Origin of the sequence: Bacillus sp. FSL L8-0528 (assembly GCF_038593085.1) — a bacterium.
GTDB lineage: Bacteria > Bacillota > Bacilli > Bacillales > Bacillaceae > Bacillus > Bacillus paralicheniformis.
Genome location: NZ_CP151961.1, coordinates 1,394,256 through 1,417,824 on the forward strand (window position 1 = coordinate 1,394,256; position 23,569 = coordinate 1,417,824).

At 49.8% G+C, this 23,569-nt stretch carries 17 protein-coding genes and 1 pseudogene; 16 read left to right on the plus strand and 2 right to left on the minus strand.

Features of this window, described 5'->3' with window-relative positions:
- The first annotated feature begins 33 nt into the window (after window positions 1-33).
- From MHI30_RS07105 to MHI30_RS07140, 8 genes and pseudogenes are all read left to right on the plus strand, one after another.
- On the plus strand, window positions 34-1,920 hold the full coding sequence (locus MHI30_RS07105; RefSeq protein ID WP_075753219.1) for a rhamnogalacturonan lyase: 1,887 nt from the start codon (window positions 34-36) through the stop codon (window positions 1,918-1,920).
- Between the two features lie 122 nt (window positions 1,921-2,042).
- On the plus strand, window positions 2,043-3,035 hold the full coding sequence (mgrA, locus tag MHI30_RS07110) for an L-glyceraldehyde 3-phosphate reductase (protein WP_075753472.1): 993 nt from the start codon (window positions 2,043-2,045) through the stop codon (window positions 3,033-3,035).
- 15 nt (window positions 3,036-3,050) lie between these two features.
- A complete protein-coding gene (locus MHI30_RS07115; protein WP_075753217.1) occupies window positions 3,051-3,695 on the plus strand; it encodes a rhamnogalacturonan acetylesterase in 645 nt (214 codons plus the stop codon).
- Between the two features lie 2 nt (window positions 3,696-3,697).
- Window positions 3,698-5,689, plus strand: a pseudogene (locus MHI30_RS07120) (beta-galactosidase).
- 114 nt (window positions 5,690-5,803) lie between these two features.
- On the plus strand, window positions 5,804-8,437 hold the full coding sequence (locus tag MHI30_RS07125; protein ID WP_075753213.1) for a hypothetical protein: 2,634 nt from the start codon (window positions 5,804-5,806) through the stop codon (window positions 8,435-8,437).
- Window positions 8,438-8,532: 95 nt separating this feature from the next.
- Window positions 8,533-10,047, plus strand: a complete 1,515-nt coding sequence (locus MHI30_RS07130; RefSeq protein WP_142238615.1) for an extracellular solute-binding protein — start codon at window positions 8,533-8,535, stop codon at window positions 10,045-10,047.
- Window positions 10,048-10,088: 41 nt separating this feature from the next.
- Entirely contained in the window at window positions 10,089-11,042 is a 954-nt protein-coding gene (locus MHI30_RS07135; RefSeq protein ID WP_075753209.1) for a sugar ABC transporter permease, read from the plus strand.
- An 18-nt stretch (window positions 11,043-11,060) separates the two neighbouring features.
- On the plus strand, window positions 11,061-11,945 hold the full coding sequence (locus MHI30_RS07140) for a carbohydrate ABC transporter permease (protein WP_075753207.1): 885 nt from the start codon (window positions 11,061-11,063) through the stop codon (window positions 11,943-11,945).
- Window positions 11,946-11,982: 37 nt separating this feature from the next.
- On the opposite strand, the gene MHI30_RS07145 is transcribed toward MHI30_RS07140, so the two are convergent.
- Entirely contained in the window at window positions 11,983-13,311 is a 1,329-nt protein-coding gene (locus MHI30_RS07145; RefSeq protein ID WP_075753470.1) for an amino acid permease, read from the minus strand.
- 321 nt (window positions 13,312-13,632) lie between these two features.
- Here MHI30_RS07145 and MHI30_RS07150 point away from each other — a divergent pair, with 321 nt between their 5' ends.
- Entirely contained in the window at window positions 13,633-14,586 is a 954-nt protein-coding gene (locus MHI30_RS07150; protein ID WP_075753205.1) for a ring-cleaving dioxygenase, read from the plus strand.
- 83 nt (window positions 14,587-14,669) lie between these two features.
- On the opposite strand, the gene MHI30_RS07155 is transcribed toward MHI30_RS07150, so the two are convergent.
- Window positions 14,670-15,974, minus strand: coding sequence for a trypsin-like peptidase domain-containing protein (locus MHI30_RS07155; RefSeq protein ID WP_075753203.1), 1,305 nt, complete (start codon window positions 15,972-15,974; stop codon window positions 14,670-14,672).
- Between the two features lie 158 nt (window positions 15,975-16,132).
- Here MHI30_RS07155 and proG point away from each other — a divergent pair, with 158 nt between their 5' ends.
- The 7 genes from proG to MHI30_RS07190 all read left to right on the plus strand — a co-directional run bounded on the left by proG (window position 16,133) and on the right by MHI30_RS07190 (window position 23,561).
- Window positions 16,133-16,945, plus strand: a complete 813-nt coding sequence (proG, locus tag MHI30_RS07160; protein ID WP_075753201.1) for a pyrroline-5-carboxylate reductase ProG — start codon at window positions 16,133-16,135, stop codon at window positions 16,943-16,945.
- Window positions 16,946-17,163: 218 nt separating this feature from the next.
- Window positions 17,164-17,988: a M55 family metallopeptidase gene (locus MHI30_RS07165; RefSeq protein ID WP_075753199.1), complete on the plus strand. Its 825-nt coding sequence runs from the start codon at window positions 17,164-17,166 to the stop codon at window positions 17,986-17,988.
- 15 nt (window positions 17,989-18,003) lie between these two features.
- A complete protein-coding gene (locus tag MHI30_RS07170; protein WP_075753197.1) occupies window positions 18,004-18,930 on the plus strand; it encodes an ABC transporter permease in 927 nt (308 codons plus the stop codon).
- A 4-nt stretch (window positions 18,931-18,934) separates the two neighbouring features.
- A complete protein-coding gene (locus MHI30_RS07175) occupies window positions 18,935-19,894 on the plus strand; it encodes an ABC transporter permease (protein WP_075753195.1) in 960 nt (319 codons plus the stop codon).
- Window positions 19,895-19,900: 6 nt separating this feature from the next.
- Complete coding sequence (locus tag MHI30_RS07180) at window positions 19,901-20,899, plus strand: ABC transporter ATP-binding protein (protein WP_020451081.1); 999 nt, start codon at window positions 19,901-19,903, stop codon at window positions 20,897-20,899.
- 31 nt (window positions 20,900-20,930) lie between these two features.
- Window positions 20,931-22,556, plus strand: a complete 1,626-nt coding sequence (locus MHI30_RS07185; protein WP_075753193.1) for a peptide ABC transporter substrate-binding protein — start codon at window positions 20,931-20,933, stop codon at window positions 22,554-22,556.
- A gap of 72 nt (window positions 22,557-22,628) precedes the next feature.
- The gene (locus MHI30_RS07190; RefSeq protein WP_237562666.1) at window positions 22,629-23,561 is read left to right on the plus strand and encodes an LD-carboxypeptidase; all 933 of its coding nucleotides are present in this window, start codon (window positions 22,629-22,631) and stop codon (window positions 23,559-23,561) included.
- Window positions 23,562-23,569: the final 8 nt, after the last annotated feature.

Sequence of the window (23,569 nt, forward strand, 5' to 3'; positions counted from 1 at the left end):
CGCCATTCCAAACCGTAAAGGGGAGAGAGGACGATGGGAGAAAAAGACGTACATGCAGCAGCTGAACGCGTTCGGCCGCTGAAAACGACGGCAAAACCGAGGCAAATGGAACGCTTAAACCGCGGACTTGTGGCTATAAAAACAAAAAAAGGGGTTTTTCTCAGCTGGCGGCTCTTAGGAACCGATCCGGAAGAAACGGCTTTTAACCTATATCGCAACGGTCACAGAATCAACTCAACACCCGTTTCATCATCGACCAACTTTCTTGATAAACACGGAAACGGAGAATCTGTCTATTATGTGACAAAGGTTCTCGAAGATAAGGAAGTCGAGCAGTCGCACAAAACAGCTGTCTGGCAGAAGCCGTACTTGGATGTTCCGTTAAACAAGCCTGATGGCGGGACAACTCCTGACGGCGTACAGTATACGTACAGCGCCAATGACGCGAGCATCGGAGATCTTGACGGCGACGGAGAATACGAAATTGTGCTCAAATGGGACCCGTCCAATTCGAAAGATAACGCGCACAACGGCTATACCGGAGAAGTCATCATCGATGCCTATAAGCTTGACGGGACATTCATGTGGAGGATTCATCTCGGGAAAAACATCCGCGCGGGCGCCCATTATACCCAATTGATGGTCTATGATCTTGACGGCGACGGAAAAGCGGAAATCGCCATGAAGACGGCTGACGGAACGGTTGACGGAACCGGACGGGTGATCGGCGATCAGGCTGCCGATTACAGAAATAAAGATGGACGAATTTTGGACGGGCCTGAATATTTGTCGATTTTTCACGGGGAAACGGGAAGGGAATTGGCAACTGTGGATTACGATCCGCCGCGGGGCAGGCTTGAGGACTGGGGAGACGGATACGGCAACCGGATGGACCGGTTTTTGGCAGGCATCGCCTATTTGGACGGTGAAAGGCCGAGCCTTGTTATGGCGCGCGGTTATTACACAAGAACGGTGCTTGCCGCTTACAACTTCCGGGACGGCAAGCTCACTAAGCTATGGACATTTGACAGCGACAAGCCCGGAAACGAAGGCTATGCAGGGCAGGGAAACCATAGTCTGAGCGTCGCTGATGTCGACGATGACGGGAAAGATGAGATCGTCTACGGCGCGATGGTTGTGGATCATGACGGAACAGGACTTTATACGACAGGGCTTGGACACGGTGACGCCATGCATGTGAGTGATCTTGACCCGGATCGGCCCGGGCTGGAAGTCTTTCAAGTGCATGAAGACCCGCGCCTTCCGTACGGCCTCTCATTTCGCGATGCGGGTACAGGGGAAATCCTCTGGGGAGTGCCGGCCGATACAGATGTTGGTCGGGGAATGGCCGCGCATATCGATCCCCGCTATAAAGGCGCGCTTGTCTGGGCGATCGATCCCCCGGGTAATGAAGGCAAATCATACGGCCTCTATACGAGTAAGGGAGAAAAGCTCAGCGACGCCGCTCCGGCTTCGGCCAATTTTGCGATTTGGTGGGACGGCGATCTTCTCCGTGAGCTGCTTGACCACGATTGGAAAGAACCTGCCGGCATCCCGAAAATTGATAAATGGGACTATCACAGCGGCAGGCTGGTCAATCTGCTTACTGCTGAGGGAACGCTGTCTAACAATTGGACGAAAGGGACGCCTGTGCTTCAGGCCAATCTATTCGGCGATTGGCGCGAAGATGTCGTGTTCCGCACCGCGCGAAACGATGCTCTGCGAATATACACAACGACCGAGCTGACTGAACATCGTTTCTATACGTTCATGCACGATCCCGTTTACCGCTTGGGGGTAGCCTGGCAAAATGTCGCTTACAATCAGCCGCCTCACCCCGGATTTTATTTAGGAACCGGAATGGACAAGCCGCCCCGGCCGAATATTTATACCGTTCCTTTTAAGAGACATGAAGAATGACAGAGACCGGCGGCACCGGCAGGATTATGAAATATACAAAAAAGGATGATTGTAATCTCACAGCCTGTTCCCATAAAATGATTAGTAAGCGATTTCATTACAAAATGAAAAGAGGGATTCGTATGGGGTATCAGGCGAGTGATTCACGCTATGAAAATATGAAATATAACCGCTGCGGACATTCAGGATTAAAACTGCCTGCTCTGTCTTTAGGGCTTTGGCATAATTTCGGAGAAGCAAATTCGTTTCAAAATGCCAAAGCGCTGTTAAGAAAAGCATTTGATCTGGGAATCACCCACTTTGACTTGGCGAATAATTACGGTCCGCCCCCCGGTTCTGCCGAAGAAACATTGGGAAAAGCGCTGAAAACCGATTTTGCCGGCTACCGCGATGAAATGGTCATCAGCACGAAAGCCGGCTATACGATGTGGCCTGGGCCATACGGCGATTGGGGGTCAAAAAAATACCTCGTGGCAAGCCTTGATCAAAGTTTAAAACGAATGGGCATTGATTATGTCGATATATTTTATGCACACCGCCCTGACCCACATACACCGCTGGAAGAGACGATGGGAGCGCTCGCCCACGTCGTCAGGCAAGGAAAAGCTTTATATGTCGGTTTGTCGAACTACAGCGCTGAACAGACCGAAAAGGCGGCCGATATTTTGCAAGAATACGGGGTTCCGCTCCTCATCCATCAGCCCAAATATTCAATGTTCCACAGAGAACCGGAAAATGGCCTGCTGCAAGTGCTGCAGAAAAAAGGAGCCGGGGCGATCGCGTTTACACCTCTTGCCCAAGGGCTTTTAACAACGAAATATTTGACCGGGATTCCCGCCGGGTCAAGAGCCGCTGATGTGAACAGTCCGTTTTTGCAGGCCGAGGGCATCACAGAAGACGTGCTTGGCAAAGTCCGCAAGCTGAATCAAGTGGCGGCCGAACGCGGCCAATCCCTGCCGCAAATGGCGATCGCCTGGCTTTTAAAAGATCCGCGCGTCACCTCGGTGCTGATCGGCGCAAGCAAAACCGAACAGATCGAAGAAAATGCCGCTGCTCTTAAGTCTGCTCGATTCTCAGCTGAAGAGCTCGACACAATTGATAAAATTCTTTCATAAAAAGGAGTGGTCATAATGACAATCAGCATCTATCTGGCCGGTGATTCGACCGTGCAGCATTATAAGGCGGATTCGCCTCAGGGAGGCTGGGGCGAATTTCTCCAGACTTATGTATCCGGAAATGTACAGGTGATCAACCGGGCCATCGGGGGCCGGAGTTCAAAAACGTTCGTTGAAGAAGGAAGACTTGCATCGATTTTGGATGTGATCAAACAGGACGATTGGCTGTTCGTTCAGATGGGGCACAATGACTCGTCAAAAGACAAACCAGAACGCTATACAGAGCCGTATACGACGTATAAACAATACTTGAAAATGTACGTCGACGGCGCGCGTCAAAAAGGAGCCACACCGCTTCTCATCACGCCTGTCGCAAGGCTCCATTACAAGGACGGCGTTTTTTTGAACGACTTCCCGGACTACTGCATCGCGATGAAGCAGGTGGCAAGTGAAGAAAATGTCCGTTTGATCGATTTAATGGACAAAAGCCTGCAGCATTTTGCGGAAAAAGGGTACAGCGAGGTATTTAAATATTTTATGATCTCGGAAAATGTCAACGACTACACACATTTTACGAAAAAAGGGGCCCGGGAAATGGCGAAGCTTGTCGCTATCGGCATTCGAGAGCTCGGGCTGCCGTTTGTTAAAGAGACGGTATGAAGATGAGCGGCAAACTGTACCACGGCGCTTGCTTTTATCCCGAATTGTGGGACGAGGATGTGCTGGATGAAGATATCAGGATGATGAAGCGAGCCGGGATCAATGTCGTCAGAATCGGAGAGTTTGCCTGGTCAAGGATGGAGCCGGAAGAAGGGAGGATCGATGTCGGATTTTTTGCCGGCGTCATCCAAAAGCTCCACGACAACAAAATTGAAACGGTCATGTGCACACCGACTGCGACACCGCCGATCTGGCTGACCCACGGGCACCCGGAAAGAATGCATGTGAATGAAAAAGGGGAGACGATGGGACACGGGTCGAGGCAGCATGCCTGCACAAACCATCCGTATTTCAGAGAGCGGGCCCGCCTGATCATCAAACATATCGCCAAAGAGCTCGGACAACTTCCGGGATTGGTCGGATGGCAGCTTGACAATGAATTCAAATGCCATGTCGCAGAATGCATGTGTGAAACGTGCAACACATTATGGCACAAATGACTGGAAGACCGCTATCAGACGATTGAACGTCTGAATGAGGCTTGGGGTACGGGCGTATGGAGCGAAACGTATCAGCGCTTCGAGCAAGTCCCGCAGCCCGGACCGACCCCGTTTTTGCACAATTCTTCTTTAAGGACGATGTATCAGCTGTTTTCGATGGAGAAGATTGCTGAATTTGCGCGTGAGCAGGCTGAGGTGATCAGAGCATACTCCAACGCCCCGATCACCCATAACAGCAGCGTCATGTTCGGCGTTGATCATGAAGTTCTTTTCAAGAGCCTTGATTTCGCCTCGTTTGATACGTACGCCAGTCAGGAAAACAGTGCCGCCTTTTTGTTTAATTGTGATTTATGGAGAAATATCAAAAAAGGACGGCCGTTTTGGATAATGGAGACGAGCCCTTCCTACAGCGCTTCGCTTGAAAGCTATGCGGTACCTCATCAAAACGGCTATTTGAAAGCTGAAGCGGTCTCTTCTTATGCTCTTGGCGGAGCTGCGTTCTGCTATTGGCTGTGGCGCCAGCAGAGAGCCGGGTCCGAACAGCCGCACGGATCGGTGCTCAGCGCATGGGGGAAGCCTGATGTGGGATATGATAATGTGCTCGAAGTCGAGCGGGCGAGACGGGAGATTGAGGACATCATGCTGGCTACGGCTCCTTTGCAGGCTGAAACAGCCGTCGTCTATTCGGACCGTGCAAAGGTGTTTTTGAAAACGGAGCCACATCGGGGTCTTCACTACAGAACACTGATCACAGAGTTTTATGACCGATTGTTAAAGATGGGCATTCACAGAGATGTCATTATTGAAGGGAGTCCGCTTGACGGCTATAAACTGCTGTTTACGCCGTTTATTCACTATCTTCCGCCTGCGTTTATCAAAAAAGCCGAAGCGTTTGCACAAAGGGGCGGCATTTGGATTGCGGGTCCGCTGACGGGCGGAAGAACAGAGCACCATACGATTCACACTGATTGCGGATTAGGCGAATTGGAAAAATGTTCCGGTGTCAAAACGCTTTATACATTTCCGATGGATGAGCGGAACTCGAGCGGAACGGCGTTTGGCGTAAAGGCGCCGCTGAGCTTGTGGAGCGCTGTTTTTGAAGCCGGCGGCACCGAGGCTGTCGGGATAATTGAAAAAGGCCCGGCGTCAGGCAAAGCGTTCATCACAGAACATAAATGCGGAAAAGGAAAAATCGTCATGCTCGGGTCGATGCCGGCAGGCGAAGCGGGGGACATCATGATGAAAAAGCTGATCAGCCATTATGCAGAAGAAGCGGGCGTTACACAGAAAACCGAGGCCACTACCGGAACAGTCGTCGCGCCCCGGAAAGGAGGAGACGGTCTCGTTTGGGTCGCGATCAATATGGACGGCAAAGGAGGCGCAGTGACACTTGACGGAAACGGAACCGATTTATTGTCCGACAGGCCCGTATCCGGACGCGTGACACTCGGCCCGCACGAATACCGCGTGATTTTGTTTTCAGAGAATAAATGAATCGCCGCAGGCGCTTGCCCGCGGCTTTTTTGTTTCGTTTTGCAAAAAAAGAGCAGGCACCTTTCTATCATAAGCAAAAAAGGAATATTGACGGTCAAAAGGCTAAACAGGAAAATGTTCACTGACCAATCGGTTGAACAGAAAGGAGGAACGCTTGTGAAAGCACAGGCTGAACTAAAATGGCTGAATAGGGCGCCTGCCGCGTTCGGCGGGGTGACTTGGGGTGTGCCTTGGGCAAGAGGAGTGCTGCAAAAAGGAGAGACGGTCGCCATTGCTGCGGAAAACGCCCCGTGTTTGCAAACATGGCCGCTCGCGTATTGGCCTGACGGCTCGCTTAAATGGACGGGTCATGCCGCAGTATTCCCTAAAGAAAGCGACAGCCAATTTACATTGAAAAAAGGGGAGCCCGGTGTCCCCAAAACCGTCATGAATGTCAGTGAGCAGAAAGATGAAATCAAGGTGAATACGGGCGCGATCGTCTGCAGGCTTGGGAAATCGGGGCCGGAACTCATCCGTTCGATTTCCATTTCCGGGGAAATGATGGCGAAAGAAGGACGGCTCATCGCTTTAAAAGAAAAAAGAAGCGGCTCAGATTCACAATGCATGTATCATATTGAACGGTTTGAGAGCATGATCAAACGTACGGCAATCGAACAAAACGGTCCGGTTAAGACAGTCGTCAAAATTGAAGGCGTCCACCGCGGCGGAGGCATCGATGTTTGGCTCCCTTTTACCGTCAGGCTGTCTTTCTATGCCGGTGTCCCGTCCATCCGGATCGTGCACACGATTTTCATCGACTGTGACGCAGAAACGGAATGGATCAAAGGACTTGGTTTTGAGATGAGCGCGGTTTTGAGCGGAGCGCCGAGAAACAGGCATATCCGCTATGCGGCCGACGGAGGGATTTACGGAGAGGCTTCTCAGCTGCTTGTGACGAGAAGATTTAATGAATCAAACGGGCTCTATGAACGACAGATTGCGGGACAGCCTGTATCGGAAGAGTCGGAAGTCGTGCGCGATGCGGAGAGAAACGCCGTCTGGAACGATTTTAAGCTCATCCAGGATTCCCCGCATCACTGGCGCTTAACAAAGCGAACCGGCAAAGACTGCGCCTGGGTGGACGCGATTCATGGAGGAAGAGCGAAAGGGCTGATGTATGCAGGCGGGGAAAACGGCGGCATCGCGCTCGGGCTCAGGAACTTCTTTGAAAAATATCCGTCATCGCTTGAAGCGAAAGGTCTTGCCGGCGGCGAAACGAAATTGGCGGTATGGTTCTGGCCTCCTGAAGCTGAAGCGATGGACTTCCGTCATTATTCAAAAGACACTCATGTTGAAAGCGCATATGAAGGGTTTGCCGAAATGAGATCAACGGCCGTCGGCATTGCCAATACGAGCGAAGTCAGCCTCGCCTGTTTTGCGAATCCGCCGAGCGATGAAGAGCTGAACAGAGCGGCGGACGAATGGCAAAATCCCCCGCTGCTTATTTGTGAGCCTGACTATTATTATCACACCCGCGCGCTGGGCGTTTGGAGCCTGAAAGATAAACGGCGCCCGCTCTCGGCTGCGCTTGAAGATCAGCTTGACGAGGCTCTCAAGTTTTACATGAACGAAGTCGATCAGCGGAGCTGGTACGGCTATTGGCATTACGGCGATGTGATGCATACGTACGATGCCGTCCGGCATGTATGGCGGTACGACCTTGGCGGCTATGCATGGCAAAATACGGAACTCGTACCGAACCTCTGGCTTTGGCAGTCTTTTTTCAGATCCGGGAGGGAAGACGTCTTCAGAATGGCGGAAGCGATGACCCGTCACACTAGCGAAGTTGACTGCTACCATTTCGGGGAGTATAAAGGCCTCGGTTCAAGGCACAATGTCCTCCATTGGGGCTGCGGGTGCAAGGAAGCGAGAATCAGCATGGCCGGCCTTCATAAGCCTTATTACTTTTTGACGGCGGACGAGAGAACGGGAGACGTGTTATCTGAAGTGAAAGATGCCGATCGAGCGCTTGAGACGCTTGATCCGATGAGAGCCTATTATCCGGAAAAAGAGTTCCCCGCCCACGCGAGAGTAGGACCCGACTGGGCGGCGTTCTGTTCCAACTGGCTGACGGAATGGGAGCGGACAGGCGATGAAGCGTACCTTGATAAAATCAAACGGGGGATCAGCCGGCTTAAAGCGCTGCCGCTTCGTCTGTTGTCCGGACCGACTTTCGGATACGATCCTGAAGCTTCAGATCTGCTTCATATGGGAGACGGGAATCATGGCGGCTATCATATGGTCATCGCCTTCGGCGCCCCGCAAACATGGATGGAGCTTGCAGAACTGCTTGAGGATATCGAATGGAAGGGGATGCTGGGGGAATTCGGCGAATTTTATTTGCTGACTGATGAAGAAAAGCGCAAAAGGAGCGACGGGAAGCTTCACGATGATTTATTTCACTGGCCGATGTTCTCCGCTGCCATGGCCGCTTATGCTGCCCGGCTCCGCCAAGACCGGAAGCTTGCCGAAAAAGCGTGGCGCCTGTTGCTCGATGAAAAACAAAGCCATACACCGCTGCCGATCACTCCAAAACAGGTCCATGCCTGGAAAACGATCACTGAAATCCCCTGGGTCACGACAAACTGCGTCTCACAATGGTGCCTCAACACAATAGCCGTGCTGGAGCTGCTCAAAGATATGCCGCCTGATCAGGACATGCAAGAAAAGATCATTCAGGCAATGAAAGATCATCCCGCTCGCGTGTGAAGGCAAAAAATGAAGGTTGCCGGAAAAATGTAAGCGCTTTAAATTTGAGTGGAACAATTGAGACGATTAAAAGGGGGAATTGTACAATGGCAAGACTGAAGCTGAAGGGAAACAAATGGCTCACTGCACCCGCTGTCTTTTTGCTCTTGATGGGGTGCAGCGCAAATGAGACGGCCAATCAAGACAGGAAAGGAAAAGAGAAAGATGCCATTCATATTATGGCTCCGCTCCTGTCGCCGGAAAGTCCGGGAGAAAACAGCCCGTCTTTAAAAGCGCTCGAAACATACACGAAAAAACAAATCAAAGTGACATGGGTTCCGAACTCTTCCTATAATGATAAATTCAACATCGTCATGGCCTCGGGAGATTTGCCGCAAGCCATCGTCGTCACGGACAAGTCGCCGGGATTTATCAAGTCTGTCAAATCAGGTGCGTTTTGGGAGCTTTCACCTTATTTAAAAGACTACCCGAACCTCGGAAAGGCCGATAAAAAAGTGATGAAGAACAGTTCCATCAACGGCGAGATTTACGGCATTTACAGGGCGAGGGACCTGATCCGCGCTTCGATCATCATCAGAACGGACTGGCTCGAAAATGTCGGTCTGGAGATGCCGAAAACAATCGATGAATTTTACGACGTGCTGAAAGCGTTTAAAGAAAAAGACCCCAACGGAAACGGGAAAGATGATACGTACGGCATGGTGGTGCCGAAATGGATGGGGCTTGGCAACGGCAGCCCATGGGATATTATGCAGACGTGGTTCGGCGCACCAAACCGCTACGGAATAGACGAAAAAGGGGAACTCATTCCGGACTTCACGACAGAAGAGTATATGGAAGCACTGCGGTTTTTCAAAAAACTGTATGATGAGGGGCTGATCAATAAAGACTTCGCCGTCATGGATTCAGCGAAGTGGAACGATCCAATCGTCAAAGGAAAAGCGGGTGTGATCGTCGATACCGGTTCGCGGGCCTCGCAAATTCAAAGCGCAATGGAAGAAGCAGATCCCGCTAACAAGGATGTGATCGACGTCACCGGAACGGTCAAAGGCCCGAAAGGAACGTATACATTCCCGACATCGGGATACGCCGGAATGATTGCCATTCCGAAAGCGAGCGTCAAAACGGAAAAAGAATTGAAAGAAGTGCTCGGCTTCCTGGACAAAATGAACGATGAAGAGGCACAAATTATTGCCAACAACGGTATAAAAGGGCGCAACTATAAGCTTGAGAACGGAACGTACACGTCCCTTGAAAAAAATAATAAAAAACTGCTTTATGAGCACGAAGGTCTTGCGCAGTTCAGCATGGGCATTCCGGAACAAAGATACTATGTGGAAAAACAAGAATCAAAGCTGTTCAAACACCGTGAACAGATTCTTAAAGAAGGGGAGAAAATCGCCGTATTCAACCCGGCCGAATCGCTCGTTTCAGATGTATACACCCAAAAAGGGGCACAGCTTGACAACATCATTCTCGATGCCAAAACGCAGTTTATCATCGGCGACATCGATGAAAAAGGCTTTCAAGATGCCGTTCAGCTTTGGTATAAAAGCGGCGGCGAAGATTTGATGAAAGAACTGAACAAGCGCTTCAAGGAGACGAAATAGCTCAGGTCTTCAACCGGCATACGAAAGGGGGGATGCAGCACGTGGAAATCACCGCAAAAACAGGGAAAACCGCTGTTAAGCCAGAAAAGAAACCGACTGGGCTGCAAGCTGTAAAACGGGATAAATGGCTCTATCTTCTGCTTGTTCCCGGTGTTTTATATTTTCTCATCTTTAAATATTGGCCGATGTGGGGCGTGTTAATCGCCTTCAAAGATTATTCGCCTTATCTCGGATTTTGGCAGAGCGAATGGGTCGGGTTCGAGTATTTTAAAGATTTCTTTATGAATCCTGACTTCTTCCGCCTGCTCCGCAACACGCTTATGCTGGCCGCTCTCGATTTGATTTTTGCATTTCCGGCTCCGCTGATTGTCGCTCTTCTGCTGAATGAACTGCGGCACGCCATCTATAAACGGTGCATTCAGACGTTTATATATGTTCCGCACTTCGTCTCATGGACGATCGTCGTCAGCATGACGTTTGTCTTTTTCACAGTTGATACGGGCGTGATGAATAAAATGCTGCAAAGCATAACGGGCAAAGAGATTGCGTTTCTCTCAGATCCCGAATGGTTCAGGCCGATGATTGTGCTGCAAAGCATATGGAAGGAGACGGGCTGGGGAACGATCCTGTTTCTGGCGGCGCTCGCTTCGGTTGACCAAGAGCAGTATGAAGCAGCAGTGATGGACGGGGCAGGCAGATTAAGGAGAATGTGGCATATTACCCTTCCGGCCATCAGAAGCACGATCGTCGTGCTACTCATCTTGAGAATCGGCAGTTTTTTAAACATCGGCTTTGAACAGATTTTTTTAATGACCAACTCCTTAAACCGGAGCGTGGCTGAAATCTTTGACACGTATGTCTATGTTGTCGGAATTACGCAAGGCGCATACAGCTACAGTACGGCAGTCGGGCTTTTCAAATCGGTTGTCGGAATCATTCTGATATTCGGCGCCAATTATATCGCGAAAAAGTTTGACCAGGACGGTCTGTTTTAATGAATGGAGGTGAAAAGGATGTCCGGTGCGGAAACGATCCATAACACAAAAGCGGGTCGGGTATTCGATTGGTTTAATGTGATCTTTCTCGGCTGCTGCGGACTGATAACCGTCTTGCCTTTTCTGTATATTATCGCGGGATCTTTTGCCACGGAGGCCGAGCTGGCGGAAAAGAGCTTCTTTATCTTTCCTGAGACGTTTTCGCTTGACGCGTACCGCTATATTTTTTCAACGCCGACATTTATCAGGAGCATGGGGGTGTCTGTGTTCATTACGGCTGTGGGAACGATCGTCCAGCTCTTTTTTACATTTACGATGGCCTATCCCCTTGCAAAACGGCACATTAAGGGAAGAAACCTGCTTTTGAATCTCGTTATTTTTGCAATGCTTTTCAGCGGAGGAATGATTCCGACGTATATTGTCGTCAAATCACTGGGACTGCTCGATTCGTACTGGGCGCTGATATTGCCGATGGCGATTAATCCGTTCAATCTCATTATTATTAAGAACTTTTTTCAGCAGCTTCCGAAAGAGCTTGAAGAGTCGGCAAAGATTGACGGCTGTTCAGAAATCGGCGTGTTCTTAAGGATCGCGCTGCCGCTGTCAAAGCCGATTATTGCAACTTTTGCGCTGTTTTATGCGGTCGGCATTTGGAACGACTTTTTCCATGCTTTGCTGTACATCAATGACAGCGCGAAATGGCCGCTGCAAATGGTGCTGCGCCAAGTGACGATTCTTTCGGATCTGACGGGGACGACGAATGATATGATGGAAACGGTGCCGCCTGAACAATCGATCAAATTGGCCGTCATCGTCATTGCGACGCTTCCGATTTTAGCCGTGTACCCGTTTTTGCAGAAGCATTTTGCTAAAGGCATTCTGATCGGGTCTGTGAAGGGATAAAAAAAACCGCCGGGCACTTGAGCCGGCGGCTTACGGCTCAGGCGGCTGAGCCGTTTTTATTTCTTTTTTTCATCCAAAAATAAACCGGGAGACCGACGAGGCCGATCAAAATCGACCACAGGCAGCTGTAAAAGTCAGTGATAAGCGTGCTGATGAGAACAAACAGTGATCCGAGAATCGCTGCAACAGGCAGGTAAGGATAGAGCGGCACGCTGTAAGATCTCCCTTGGCCGTTCTTCTGTCTCCGCAAAATAAACACCGCGAAAAACGCCATGACATAGAAGATGTAAATCATAAAAATCGAAACCTCTGACAGCTTTTCTGGATTGCTGATGATCATTAAGATGACAGCGAACATCATCTGGACGATGACCGCGATCCAAGGCGTATGGAATGCCGGATGAACATGCGAGATCCAGCGGGAGAACGGAAGCTGTTTTTTCTCAGCCATCGCAAAGATCACGCGCGGAAAAGACAGAACTTTTCCGTTTAAGCAGCCGAAGATGCTGACGATAATTCCGATGGAGATCAGCTTGCCGCCGATCGGACCGAACAGCATTGTCGCGGCTGTGCTTGTCGCATTTTCGCCGAGCTTTACAATCTGATCGGCAGGAAGAATGTGAAGCAGCGCCAAGTTAATGAACAGGTAGCAGGCTGTGACGATCAGTATGCCGCCTGTCATCGCTTTCGGGAGCACTTTTTCCGGGTTCTTCATTTCTCCGCCGAGTGCCGCAAGAAGGATCCAGCCGTCATACGCGAATAACGTCGCCAATACCGCCGCTCCGAAGTTTTGGCTGGCGATGCTCTCTGTGACTGTACTGAAAATATGTTCATCGCCCTGCCATAGACCGAACACGATTATACATACAATGGGAATCAGCTTTCCGATCGTTGTGACCGTCTGTACCGCTCCGCCGTATTTTGTTCCGACGATGTTGACGATGCATAAAAAGGCGACGGTGATAATGCCGATGAGTGCAGTCCATGATTTATCCCAGGAAAACAAGTTGGCCACTAGCGAGCCGAAATATAATCCGAGTGCGCCGATGATGGCCGGTCCGTAGATGATGATCTGCACCCAGCCGCATAAGAACCCCCAGAACTCGCCGTAAATTTCTTCAAGATATGTGTAAAGCCCGCCCGTTTTCGGAATTTGAGCGCCCAGTTCGGCGATTGTCAGCCCGCCGGCTAGCGTCAAGACTCCGCCAAGAAGCCAGGCGAAAAGAGCAATTTGTGCGTTTCCGGAATAGGAAAGCACGCTGCCGGGCTTCATAAACACGCCGGAACCGATGATCGTTCCAATCACAAGAGATAGCGCAAATAACAAGCCTATCTCTTTTTTTAGTCCGTTTGCTTCTGCATTCATTGCGATGCCTCCCATTGATGTAATCTCTTTTATAGAAAACTATTTTTATATTGTAATACCTTTTTTAAAAAAGAAAAATTAAATAAATTTTCAGATTTTCGTATTTCTTGTTGATGTTAAACATTTTAAGGTCGTAAAACCCGAAGGGGGCAACAATAACCGAACCTTAATAAGTGATTTTGGGTTTATTGTTAGTTTTTTGAGGGATCGGCAGGAAGGGAAGGTCCTGTAAGACGGTTTGGTTGACTTTTCAAATCAAATCGCCTATTTTTGAGAAAGAAGAAATCTCGAATTCGAGATATTTAATGAGGAGATGAGAGAATGAACGTAAATGGCATCCACCACGTATCCGCTTTAACGGCAAACGCCCAACATAATCTGGATTTCTATGTCAAAGGGCTTGGCATGAAACTGATAAAAAAATCGGTCAATCAGGATGAGCCGACGATGTACCATTTGTTTTACGGTGATGAAGTCGCGTCTCCGGGTTCAGATTTGACCTTTTTCGAAATTCCGATGCTTGCCAGGAGGCGGGAAGGGACGAACTGCATTTCGGCCGTATCACTTCGGGTTCCCGGCGAACAAGCACTCGAATTTTGGAAGAGGCGGCTTCATGAGCTCGGCGCAGAGACTTACGGCATCGAGACGCGTGCGGGGCGGAGCGTTCTCCGCTTTTTAGACCATGAAGGACAGAACATGATGCTTGTGGCTGATGAAAAAGGAAAAGATCATGGAGTGCCTGTGAAAAACGGCGTCATTCCTGAGGATGTCGCGATTAGGGGGCTCGGCCCGGTCGAACTGACTGTCAGGGACGCCGGTCCGACGGCGGCGGTGCTGACCGATATTCTCGGCTTTCATAAAATCGGTGAGGAACAGGCTGATGAAACCGGTCGAACGCTTCACATTTTTGAATCGGGTGAAGGAGGAGCAGGCGCGGAAGTGCATGTGAAAGAGTCAGATGACGGCAGGAGAGAGCGTCCCGGGAGAGGAAGCGTCCATCATGTCGCATTCCGCGTCAAAGATGAAGAAGAACTTAAACAGTGGCATGAGAAAATCAGCGAGAACGGCTTTACGAATTCGGGGATTGTGGAACGCTATTATTTTAAGGCGCTGTATTTCAGAGAACCGAACGGCATACTTTTTGAACTGTCAACTGACGGGCCGGGCTTTGCCGTTGATGAATCGATCGATGAGCTCGGCCGGAGCCTTGCGCTTCCGCCGTATTTGGAACATCGGCGGAAAGAGATTGAAGCGCGGCTGAAACCGATTCAATAGAAAACGAGGTCCCTGAAAAGGACCTCGTTTTTTTATATAAAAGACATCCGGCGCAGCCGACAGCCTAAAAGGGGGGCATGCTGTTAAGATGATGCGGATTCTTTTTGGTCAAGCGTGATTTGTTTTGTCATTGTTTTGCCGTTTCGAATGAGGGTAACCTTTACCGTATCCCCGATTTTTGCATCGTTGTAAAGAAGGTTGCGCAGCGCGCTTCCCGTATCGGTTTCTTTTCCGTTAAAGCTGACGATGACATCGTTCTCTTTAAGGCCCGCTTTATCAGCAGGGGAGCCTGAAGCGACCTGGCGGATGTAGACGCCTTTGTTTAACTGGCTGCCGCTTAATCCGAGGGTGCCTGTTTGATAGTTTTCCGGCACCTGCTCAAGATCCATCATGCCGATTCCGATGAACGGGCGCTCAATTTTTCCTTTAGACATCAGCTCTTCTGCAATCGGTTTGACATCATTGCTTGGAATCGCAAATCCGATGCCTTCCACTCCGCTTTCACTGATTTTCATACTGTTGATGCCGATCACTTCGCCCTTTGTATTCAAAAGGGCGCCTCCGCTATTGCCGGGATTGATGGCCGCGTCTGTTTGAATGACGTTCATCTCGGTTTGGCCTGCGGACGTATCAACGGAAACGGTCCGGTCAACACCGCTGATGATGCCTTGCGTCACCGTGCGGGACAGATCTTTGCCGAGCGGATTTCCAATTGCAATGACCGATTCACCCGCTTTCAAGCTTGACGAATCGCCGAAAGATGCGACTTTTTCGACGTGATCAGCGGAAATTTCAACAACGGCAAGGTCTGTCAAGGAATCGCTGCCCAGCAATTTTCCTTCCACTTCTTTGCCGTTTGACAGGGAAACCGTCAGTTTAGATGCGCCTTCGACAACGTGGTTATTTGTAATAATGTATGCTTTGCCGTTTGCTTTTTTATAAATGACACCTGAGCCTGTGCCTGTTTCTTGTTCGCTTGAACTGCTGTTGTTGCTGTTGCTTTCAAAGCCAAACATACCGCTATCCGTTTGTTTTTGATAGTTTGAAATACCGACGATGGCGGGAGATACATGTTCCACCATTGTTGAAATGTCAGACGAATTGGTGCTGGACAATTTTTCGGTGTTCGCTTTATTGGAAGAAGCCGATGAGTTCGACGTCTCGTTAGTTTGTGTCTGGACGGATGTATTGGCCGTTTCGTCTTTGCTATGCTGGTATGTCGTGACGCCGAGAACGAGGCTTCCTCCGATGATGCCGCTGAGAATCGGCGTCATCCACGAGAATCTCCGCTTTTGCTGTTCTGCTTTTTTTATCGCCTGGTCGGGCTTTTGATCGGAGACGATGAGTTCGTTTTTCGTTTCAAGCTGATCTTCTCTATTATATTCCATCATTTTCACGCTCCTATTGTTATCATATCCTTTGATGCCTCAATCATAAACAAAGACTGTGGGATAAACATGAAAACATTGTGGGAAATTGTCAAAGAAAAAGGATAGAATAAATAGGGTGCTATTTATAATATGACATGTCAGAGGTGTTCTAAACGTTGAAAAAGATTGGATTTATCGGATACGGAAGCATGGCGCGGATGATTGCAGTGAAACTGCTTGATCAGGAGAAAATCAGCGATGACATGGTGGTCGTCAGCTCAAGGAATGACGTGAAAACAGAGGAGCTGAGAAAGCTTTATCCGAATGTCGCCCGTCAATCGACCGAAGAGCTCGCCAAACAGTGCGGGCTGATCTTCATCTGTGTACCGCCGATGGCGGTAAAAGAAACGCTTGAGAAAATACAGCCGTTTCTTCAGGAGGATGTCCACATTGTTTCGATTGCCGCGGGGGTCGAGCTTGACCGGCTTCACGACTGGACAAGCGGACAGGTGACGAGATACATTCCGACCCTCACATCTGAAGCCGGGATCGGCGTTTCGCTTGTTGTCCACGGCGAGCGGGTTGCTGAGGCGGACAAAAGCCGGCTGGAAGAATACCTTTCCGCCTTCAGCACAGTCAAACAGATCAATGAGAGAGATATTGACGCTGCGAGCAATTTAACAAGCTCTTCACCGGGGTTCATCGCTTCGATCTTTGAAGAATTTGCTCAAGCTGCCGTCAGAAACAGCAGTCTTACGAAAGAAGAAGCGTTTCAATTTCTGATTCATTCATTGCTGGGAACGGGCAAGCTGTTAATGGAAAAAGACATGACGTTTACACAAACGCTTGATCGGGTGGCGACAAAAGGCGGCATCACCGGAGAAGGAGCGGAAGTCATTCAAAATACCATGCCGGAAGTCTTTGACGAGCTGTTCGCCAGAACGATGAAGAAATATGAAGATATCAAAGACGCCGTCCGCCGGCAGTGAGCCGCGGCGTTCATCGACATATCCGGACATCCCAAAGTTGCCTGCACAGGCAGCTTTTTTATTTGCGTTCGACAACATTCATCAAAATTCCAATTTTATATTAAATTTCTAAAATTACCAATGGTTATTGCATTTCTATTAAAATTCTAATATAATTTGTTAGAATATTCCCAAAATAATAAAAAATTTGAGACGTTTTTCATAAGGGGTGGTTTTTTGTGAAGCTGTATATGTCTGTTGATATGGAGGGGATTACCGGACTTCCGGATGATTCGTTCGTCGATTCAAGCAAGCTGAACTATGAGAGAGGCCGGAAGATCATGACGGACGAGGCCAATCATGTGATTGACGAAGCGTTCAAAAGCGGATGCAGAGAGGTGCTTGTCAATGACAGCCACTCTAAAATGAACAACCTGTTAATTGAGCGGCTCCATCCTGAAGCGCTGCTCATTTCCGGAGATGTCAAACCGTTTTCGATGGTCCAGGGACTTGACGATACATGCGATGGAGCTGTGTTCGTCGGCTACCATGCGAGAGCATCGATGAGAGGCGTGATGTCGCACAGTATGATTTTCGGCGTCAGACATTTTTACATAAACGACCAGGCGGTGGGCGAGCTGGGTTTCAACGCTTATGTTGCCGGTTATTACGGCGTCCCGGTCCTCATGGTTACCGGTGACAGCGAGGCGGCGGCTGAGGCGGAGGAGCTGATTCCGAACGTAACGACAGCGGCCGTCAAGGAAACGGTATCCCGTTCGGCGGTCAAATGCCTGACGCCAGAGAAAGCGGGGCAGCTATTAAGAGAGCGGACGGCATATGCGATTCAAAACCGCAGTCAAGTCAAGCCGCTCACGCCTCCGGACAGGCCGGTGCTGCGGATAGAGTTTGCCAATTACGGCCAAGCCGAGTGGGCGAGTCTGATGCCGGGTGCTGAAATCGAACCGCAAACGACGACTGTCCGCTATCAAGCGAAAGACATTCTTGAAGCCTATCAAGCGATGCTTGTCATGACCGAGCTTGCGATGAGAACGACATTCTCCTAGGAAGGTGGGATGAAAATGGCGGGTTACATCATGAAGCGGCTTCTGTCGATGCTGGCGACCATTTTGGTGATTACGACATTGACCTTTGTGATGATGAAAGTGATTCCTGGCTCTCCCTTCAATGAAGAAAGAAACACGAATGAAGCGGTTCAGCGCAACCTTGAGGCTTACTATCAGCTTGATGAGCCTCTCTTTGTTCAATATTTGTATTATGTCAAGTCGATCGTTACCTTTGATTTTGGGCCGTCGATCAAGCAGCCTTCACAAAGCGTGAACGATTTGCTGTCAAGAGGGTTCCCTGTTTCATTTGAGCTGGGGATGACGGCGCTGATTATGGCGGTCATTTCCGGGATCGCACTCGGAATCTTTGCCGCGCTGCGGCAAAACGGCATCATCGACTATATAGCGATGACCATTGCCGTTCTCGGCATTTCGGTTCCCAACTTTATTATGGCGACTTTGCTGATACAGCAATTCGCAGTTAATTGGAACATATTTCCCCCGTCGACATGGACGAGCCCGCTTCATATGGTGCTTCCGACTGCGGCTTTGGCAATGGGGCCGCTGGCGATTATCGCAAGGCTGACCCGTTCCAGCATGATCGAAGTGCTGACACAGGATTATATCCGAACGGCTCGGGCTAAAGGGCTTTCCCATTTTAAAATTGTCATGAAGCACGCCTTGAAAAACGCCCTTATGCCTGTTGTAACGATTCTCGGGACGCTTACCGCTGCGATTTTAACGGGAAGCTTCGTCATCGAAAAAATCTTTGCGATTCCCGGCATGGGAAAATATTTTGTTGAAAGCATCAACTCCCGCGATTACCCCGTGATTATGGGCACCACCGTTTTTTACAGCATCATCCTCATCATCATGTTGTTTCTTGTCGACATGGCCTACGGAATCCTGGATCCGCGTATTAAACTGCATAAGAAAGGGTGAGCTTATGAGCCTTCCAGTCCGCACAGAAAACGAAGCGTCTTCAGGCAGTGATATCCCTGTTGAATGGTTTGCCCCGCTAAAACAAAAGCAGGATGAGCGTGAATCCGTCGCAAGGCCGAGCCTGTCATACTGGCAGAACGCCTGGCGGATTTTACGGAAAAACAAGCTGGCGATGGCGGGATTGAGCGTGTTAATCTTCCTGTTCATCATGGCTGTTCTCGGACCGGTTCTTTCTCCGCACAGCGTCACCCAGCAGACGCTTTCCGAGCAAAACCTGCCTCCGTCGGCGGAGCATTGGTTCGGAACCGATGAGCTCGGACGCGATGTGTTTACAAGAACGTGGTACGGAGCGAGGATTTCACTGTTTGTCGGCGTGATGGCGGCTTTGATCGATTTTGCAATCGGCGTCATCTATGGCGGCATCTCCGGCTATAAAGGCGGCAAAACAGACCACGTCATGATGCGGGTCATCGAAGTGCTGCACGGACTGCCTTATTTATTGGTCGTCATTCTTCTCATGGTCATGATGGGTCCTGGACTCGGGACAATCATCGTGGCGCTGACCGTCACCGGCTGGGTCGGCATGGCGCGGATCGTCAGGGGTCAGGTTTTGAAGGTGAAGCATGATGAGCATGTTCTCGCATCCAAAACCTTCGGAGCGAAAACGATAAGGATCATCAGGCGGAATCTCCTTCCGAACATGATGGGAGCGATCATCGTCCAGATGACCTTGACGGTGCCGTCGGCTATTTTTGCCGAAGCGTTTCTCAGTTTCCTCGGTTTGGGCATTCAAGCGCCGTTTGCGAGCTGGGGTGTCATGGCGAACGACGGCCTTCCGGTGATCTTATCGGGACATTGGTGGCGGCTGTTTTTTCCCGCTTTCTTTATTTCATTAACAATGTTCGCATTTAATGTCGTTGGAGACGGGCTGCAGGATGCGTTAGATCCGAAGCTGAGGAGGTAATGTATTTTGCGGAAAAAAGTATTGGAAGTCGAGAATCTGCATGTTTCATTTACGACATACGGCGGCACGGTTAAAGCTGTCCGCGGCGTGAGCTTTGAGTTATATGAGGGGGAGACGTTTGCGATTGTCGGTGAGTCGGGATGCGGAAAAAGCGTGACATCGCAAAGCATTATGCGGCTTTTGCCGAAGTTTTCGGCAACGATCACAGACGGTCTGATCCGCTTTAAGGGAAAAGACTTGCGCCATCTGTCCGAAAAAGAGATGAGAAAGATCAGAGGGGCTGAAATCTCAATGATCTTCCAGGATCCGATGACGGCCCTGAATCCGACCTTGACCGTCGGAGACCAGCTCACAGAAGCGCTGTTGGAACATCGGCCCGTATCTAAAACAGACGCTCGAAAAGCTGTCATTTCGATGCTTGAGCTCGTCGGGATTCCGAATCCGCAAGAGCGTTTGAGGCAGTATCCGCATCAATTCAGCGGCGGGATGAGGCAGCGGATCGTGATCGCCATGGCGCTCATCTGTGAACCGGAGATTCTGATTGCGGATGAACCGACGACCGCGCTTGATGTTACCATTCAGGCGCAAATTCTTGAGCTGTTTAAAGACATTCAGCGGAAAACCGGTGTATCCATCATTTTAATCACCCATGATTTAGGCGTAGTCGCACAGACGGCGGACAGAATCGCCGTGATGTACGCCGGGAAAATAGCGGAAACGGGAGCGAGGAGGGATATTTTTTACCGTCCGCAGCACCCGTATACAAAAGGCTTGCTGCATTCTGTTCCGAGGCTTGACCTCGAAGGTGCGGATCTCGTTCCGATTGACGGGACGCCGCCGGACTTGTTTTCTCCGCCTGAAGGGTGTCCGTTTACGGCGCGCTGTTCCTATGCAATGGAAGTGTGCAGCAGGGTTTATCCTGCCGTTGCAGAAGTCTCGGCGGGGCATCGTGTGTGCTGCTGGCTTCAGGATGAAAGGGCGAAACGGGCTCTACTGACGACATAATCATGAAATCGATTTTCAATGGGGGGATTTGATGAAAAGGCTAGCGAGCGTATTGGCTGCCGCATTTGCGGTCATTCTGCTGTTTGGATGTACGGCAAATGAACAGGCTGGGCAGGAAACGAAGAAGAAAGCGAAAGAAACGGCTGGACAACAGGTCCTGAGGCTGAACAATGAAAATGAACCGACATCTTTTGATCCGCCGATCGGCTTTAATAATGTCTCATGGCAGGCGCTGAACAATCTGATGGAAGGTTTGACTAGGCTTGGCGCAGACCATGAACCGGAAGCGGCGTCCGCCGAAAAGTGGAACATTTCCGACGATGGGAAAACATATACTTTTACAATCCGTGATGATGCCAAATGGTCGAACGGAGACCCTTTAACCGCTGGGGACTTTGAATATGCGTGGAAGCGTCTGCTCGATCCGAAAACGGGCTCCTCAGCCGCGTTTTTAGGCTACTTTATCGAAGGCGGCGAGGCCTTTAACAGCGGAAAAGGTGCGAAAGATGATGTCAAAGTCAAAGCGGAGGATGAAAAAACGCTTAAGGTGACGCTCGAAAGTCCGCAGCAGTCGTTTTTAAGCATTGTAGCCAATCCGGCTTTTTTCCCGGTTCCTCAGAAAATCGCCGAAAAAAATCCGAAATGGCATGAAGAAGCTGCTACATTCGTCGGCAACGGTCCGTTTAAACTGACAGAATGGAAGCATGATGAAAGCTTTACGATGGTAAAGAGCGATACGTATTGGGACCGGGATACTGTGAAGCTTGATAAAGTGACATGGTCGATGGTCGATGACAGAAATACCGACTACCAAATGTTCGAGTCGAATGAGCTTGATACGGCTTATGTCCCGGCTGAAATGAGCGAGAAGCTGATGGGTTCTGACGAGGTGAAGGTGTTCGATCAGGCAGGTCTTTACTATTACAGGTTCAATGTTAATAAAGAACCGTTCCAGAATGAAAAGATCAGAAAAGCGTTTGCGATGGCCGTCGATCAGCAGGAAATCGTCGATTATGTCACAAAAAACGGTGAAAAACCGGCCCACGGGTTTGTGTCTCCGGGAATCAAAGGACCGAACGGCAAGGATTTTCGCGAGGAAGGCGGCGATTTGCTCAAATATGATGCCGATGAAGCGAAACTGCTGCTCGAAAAAGGCATGAAGGAAGAAAACTACGAAAAGCTGCCCGCCGTTACGCTGACATACAGCACAAAACCGGAGCATAAAAAAATGGCGGAAGCGATTCAGCAGAAGCTGAAAAGTACACTCGGCGTCGATGTGAAGCTCGCCAATATGGAATGGAACACATTCCTTGAAGAACAGAAGGCGCTCAAATTTCAATTTTCCCAAAGCTCTTTTCTGGCTGATTATGCGGACCCGATCAACTTCCTGGAAAGCTTTCAAACGGGTAACGCAATGAACAGAACCGGCTGGAGCAATTCAGAGTATGACGAGCTGATCAAGGCGGCGAAAAATGAAGCTGATGAAGAAAAGCGCACCGAACTGCTGCATCAGGCTGAAGAACTGCTGTTTGAAGGGATGCCGATCATACCGATCCACTTCTACAATCAAGTCCATTTGGAAAAGGAGAATGTGAAAGGCATCGTCCGTCATCCGGTCGGCTACATTGAACTGAAATGGGCCGAAAAAACGTCATGATCAAACTTGTCCGTCTGCACTTTCTTTGTGCCCGCCACCGCACAGAGGCGGGCGGACTTTTCATAAAGGGGGATGTCTCAGTTGAATATTGCGCCTCAAAGATTAATGCAGGGAGATACGGTCGGTGTGATTGCGCCGGCCAGTCCGCCCGTCCCCGAAAAGCTTGACCGCGCCGTCCGGTTTTTAAAAGAACTCGGGCTTGAAGTCAAAGTGGGACGCTCAGCCATTGAAAGACACGGCTATTTGGCGGGGAGCGATGAAGAGCGCTTGGAGGATCTGCACGACATGTTTGAAGACCGTTCGGTCAAAGCTGTCATCTGTGCCTGCGGAGGTTATGGCACGGCGCGGATTGCCGAGAAAATTGACTACCGTCTCATCAAAAGCCGTCCGAAAATTTTTTGGGGCTATTCAGATATCACTTTTTTACATACAGCGATCAGGCAAAACACCGGACTTATTACATTTCACGGTCCGATGCTCAGTTCGGACATCGGCAAAGAAGACGTGCATCCGCTCACCCGGCGCTCCTTCCGGCAGCTGTTTCAAAAAATGACGCTCACCTATACAGAGGAGCTGTCGCCTTTGGAAACGCTCGGAAACGGTGCGGCGAAAGGGGAGCTCGTCGGCGGAAACCTTGCTCTTCTGGTGACGACGCTCGGTACGCCTTATGAAATTGATACGAAAGGAAAGCTTTTGTTTATCGAGGATGTCGATGAAGAGCCTTACCGAATTGACCGGATGCTGAATCAATTGAAAATGGCCGGGAAATTATCGGACGCCGCCGGCATCTTGCTGTGCGATTTTCATAACTGCATTCCGAAAAAACGCGGTGAGTCGCTCACATTAAAAGAAGTTTTCCAAGATTATATCGCCGCTGCAGGAAAACCGGCGCTGTCAGGCTTTAACATCGGCCATTGTTCACCGAATATTGCTGTTCCGGTGGGGGTGCAAGCCGTCCTTGACGCCGACAAAAAACAGCTTACTATCAATCCGGGAATTTCTTGATGGAAAAA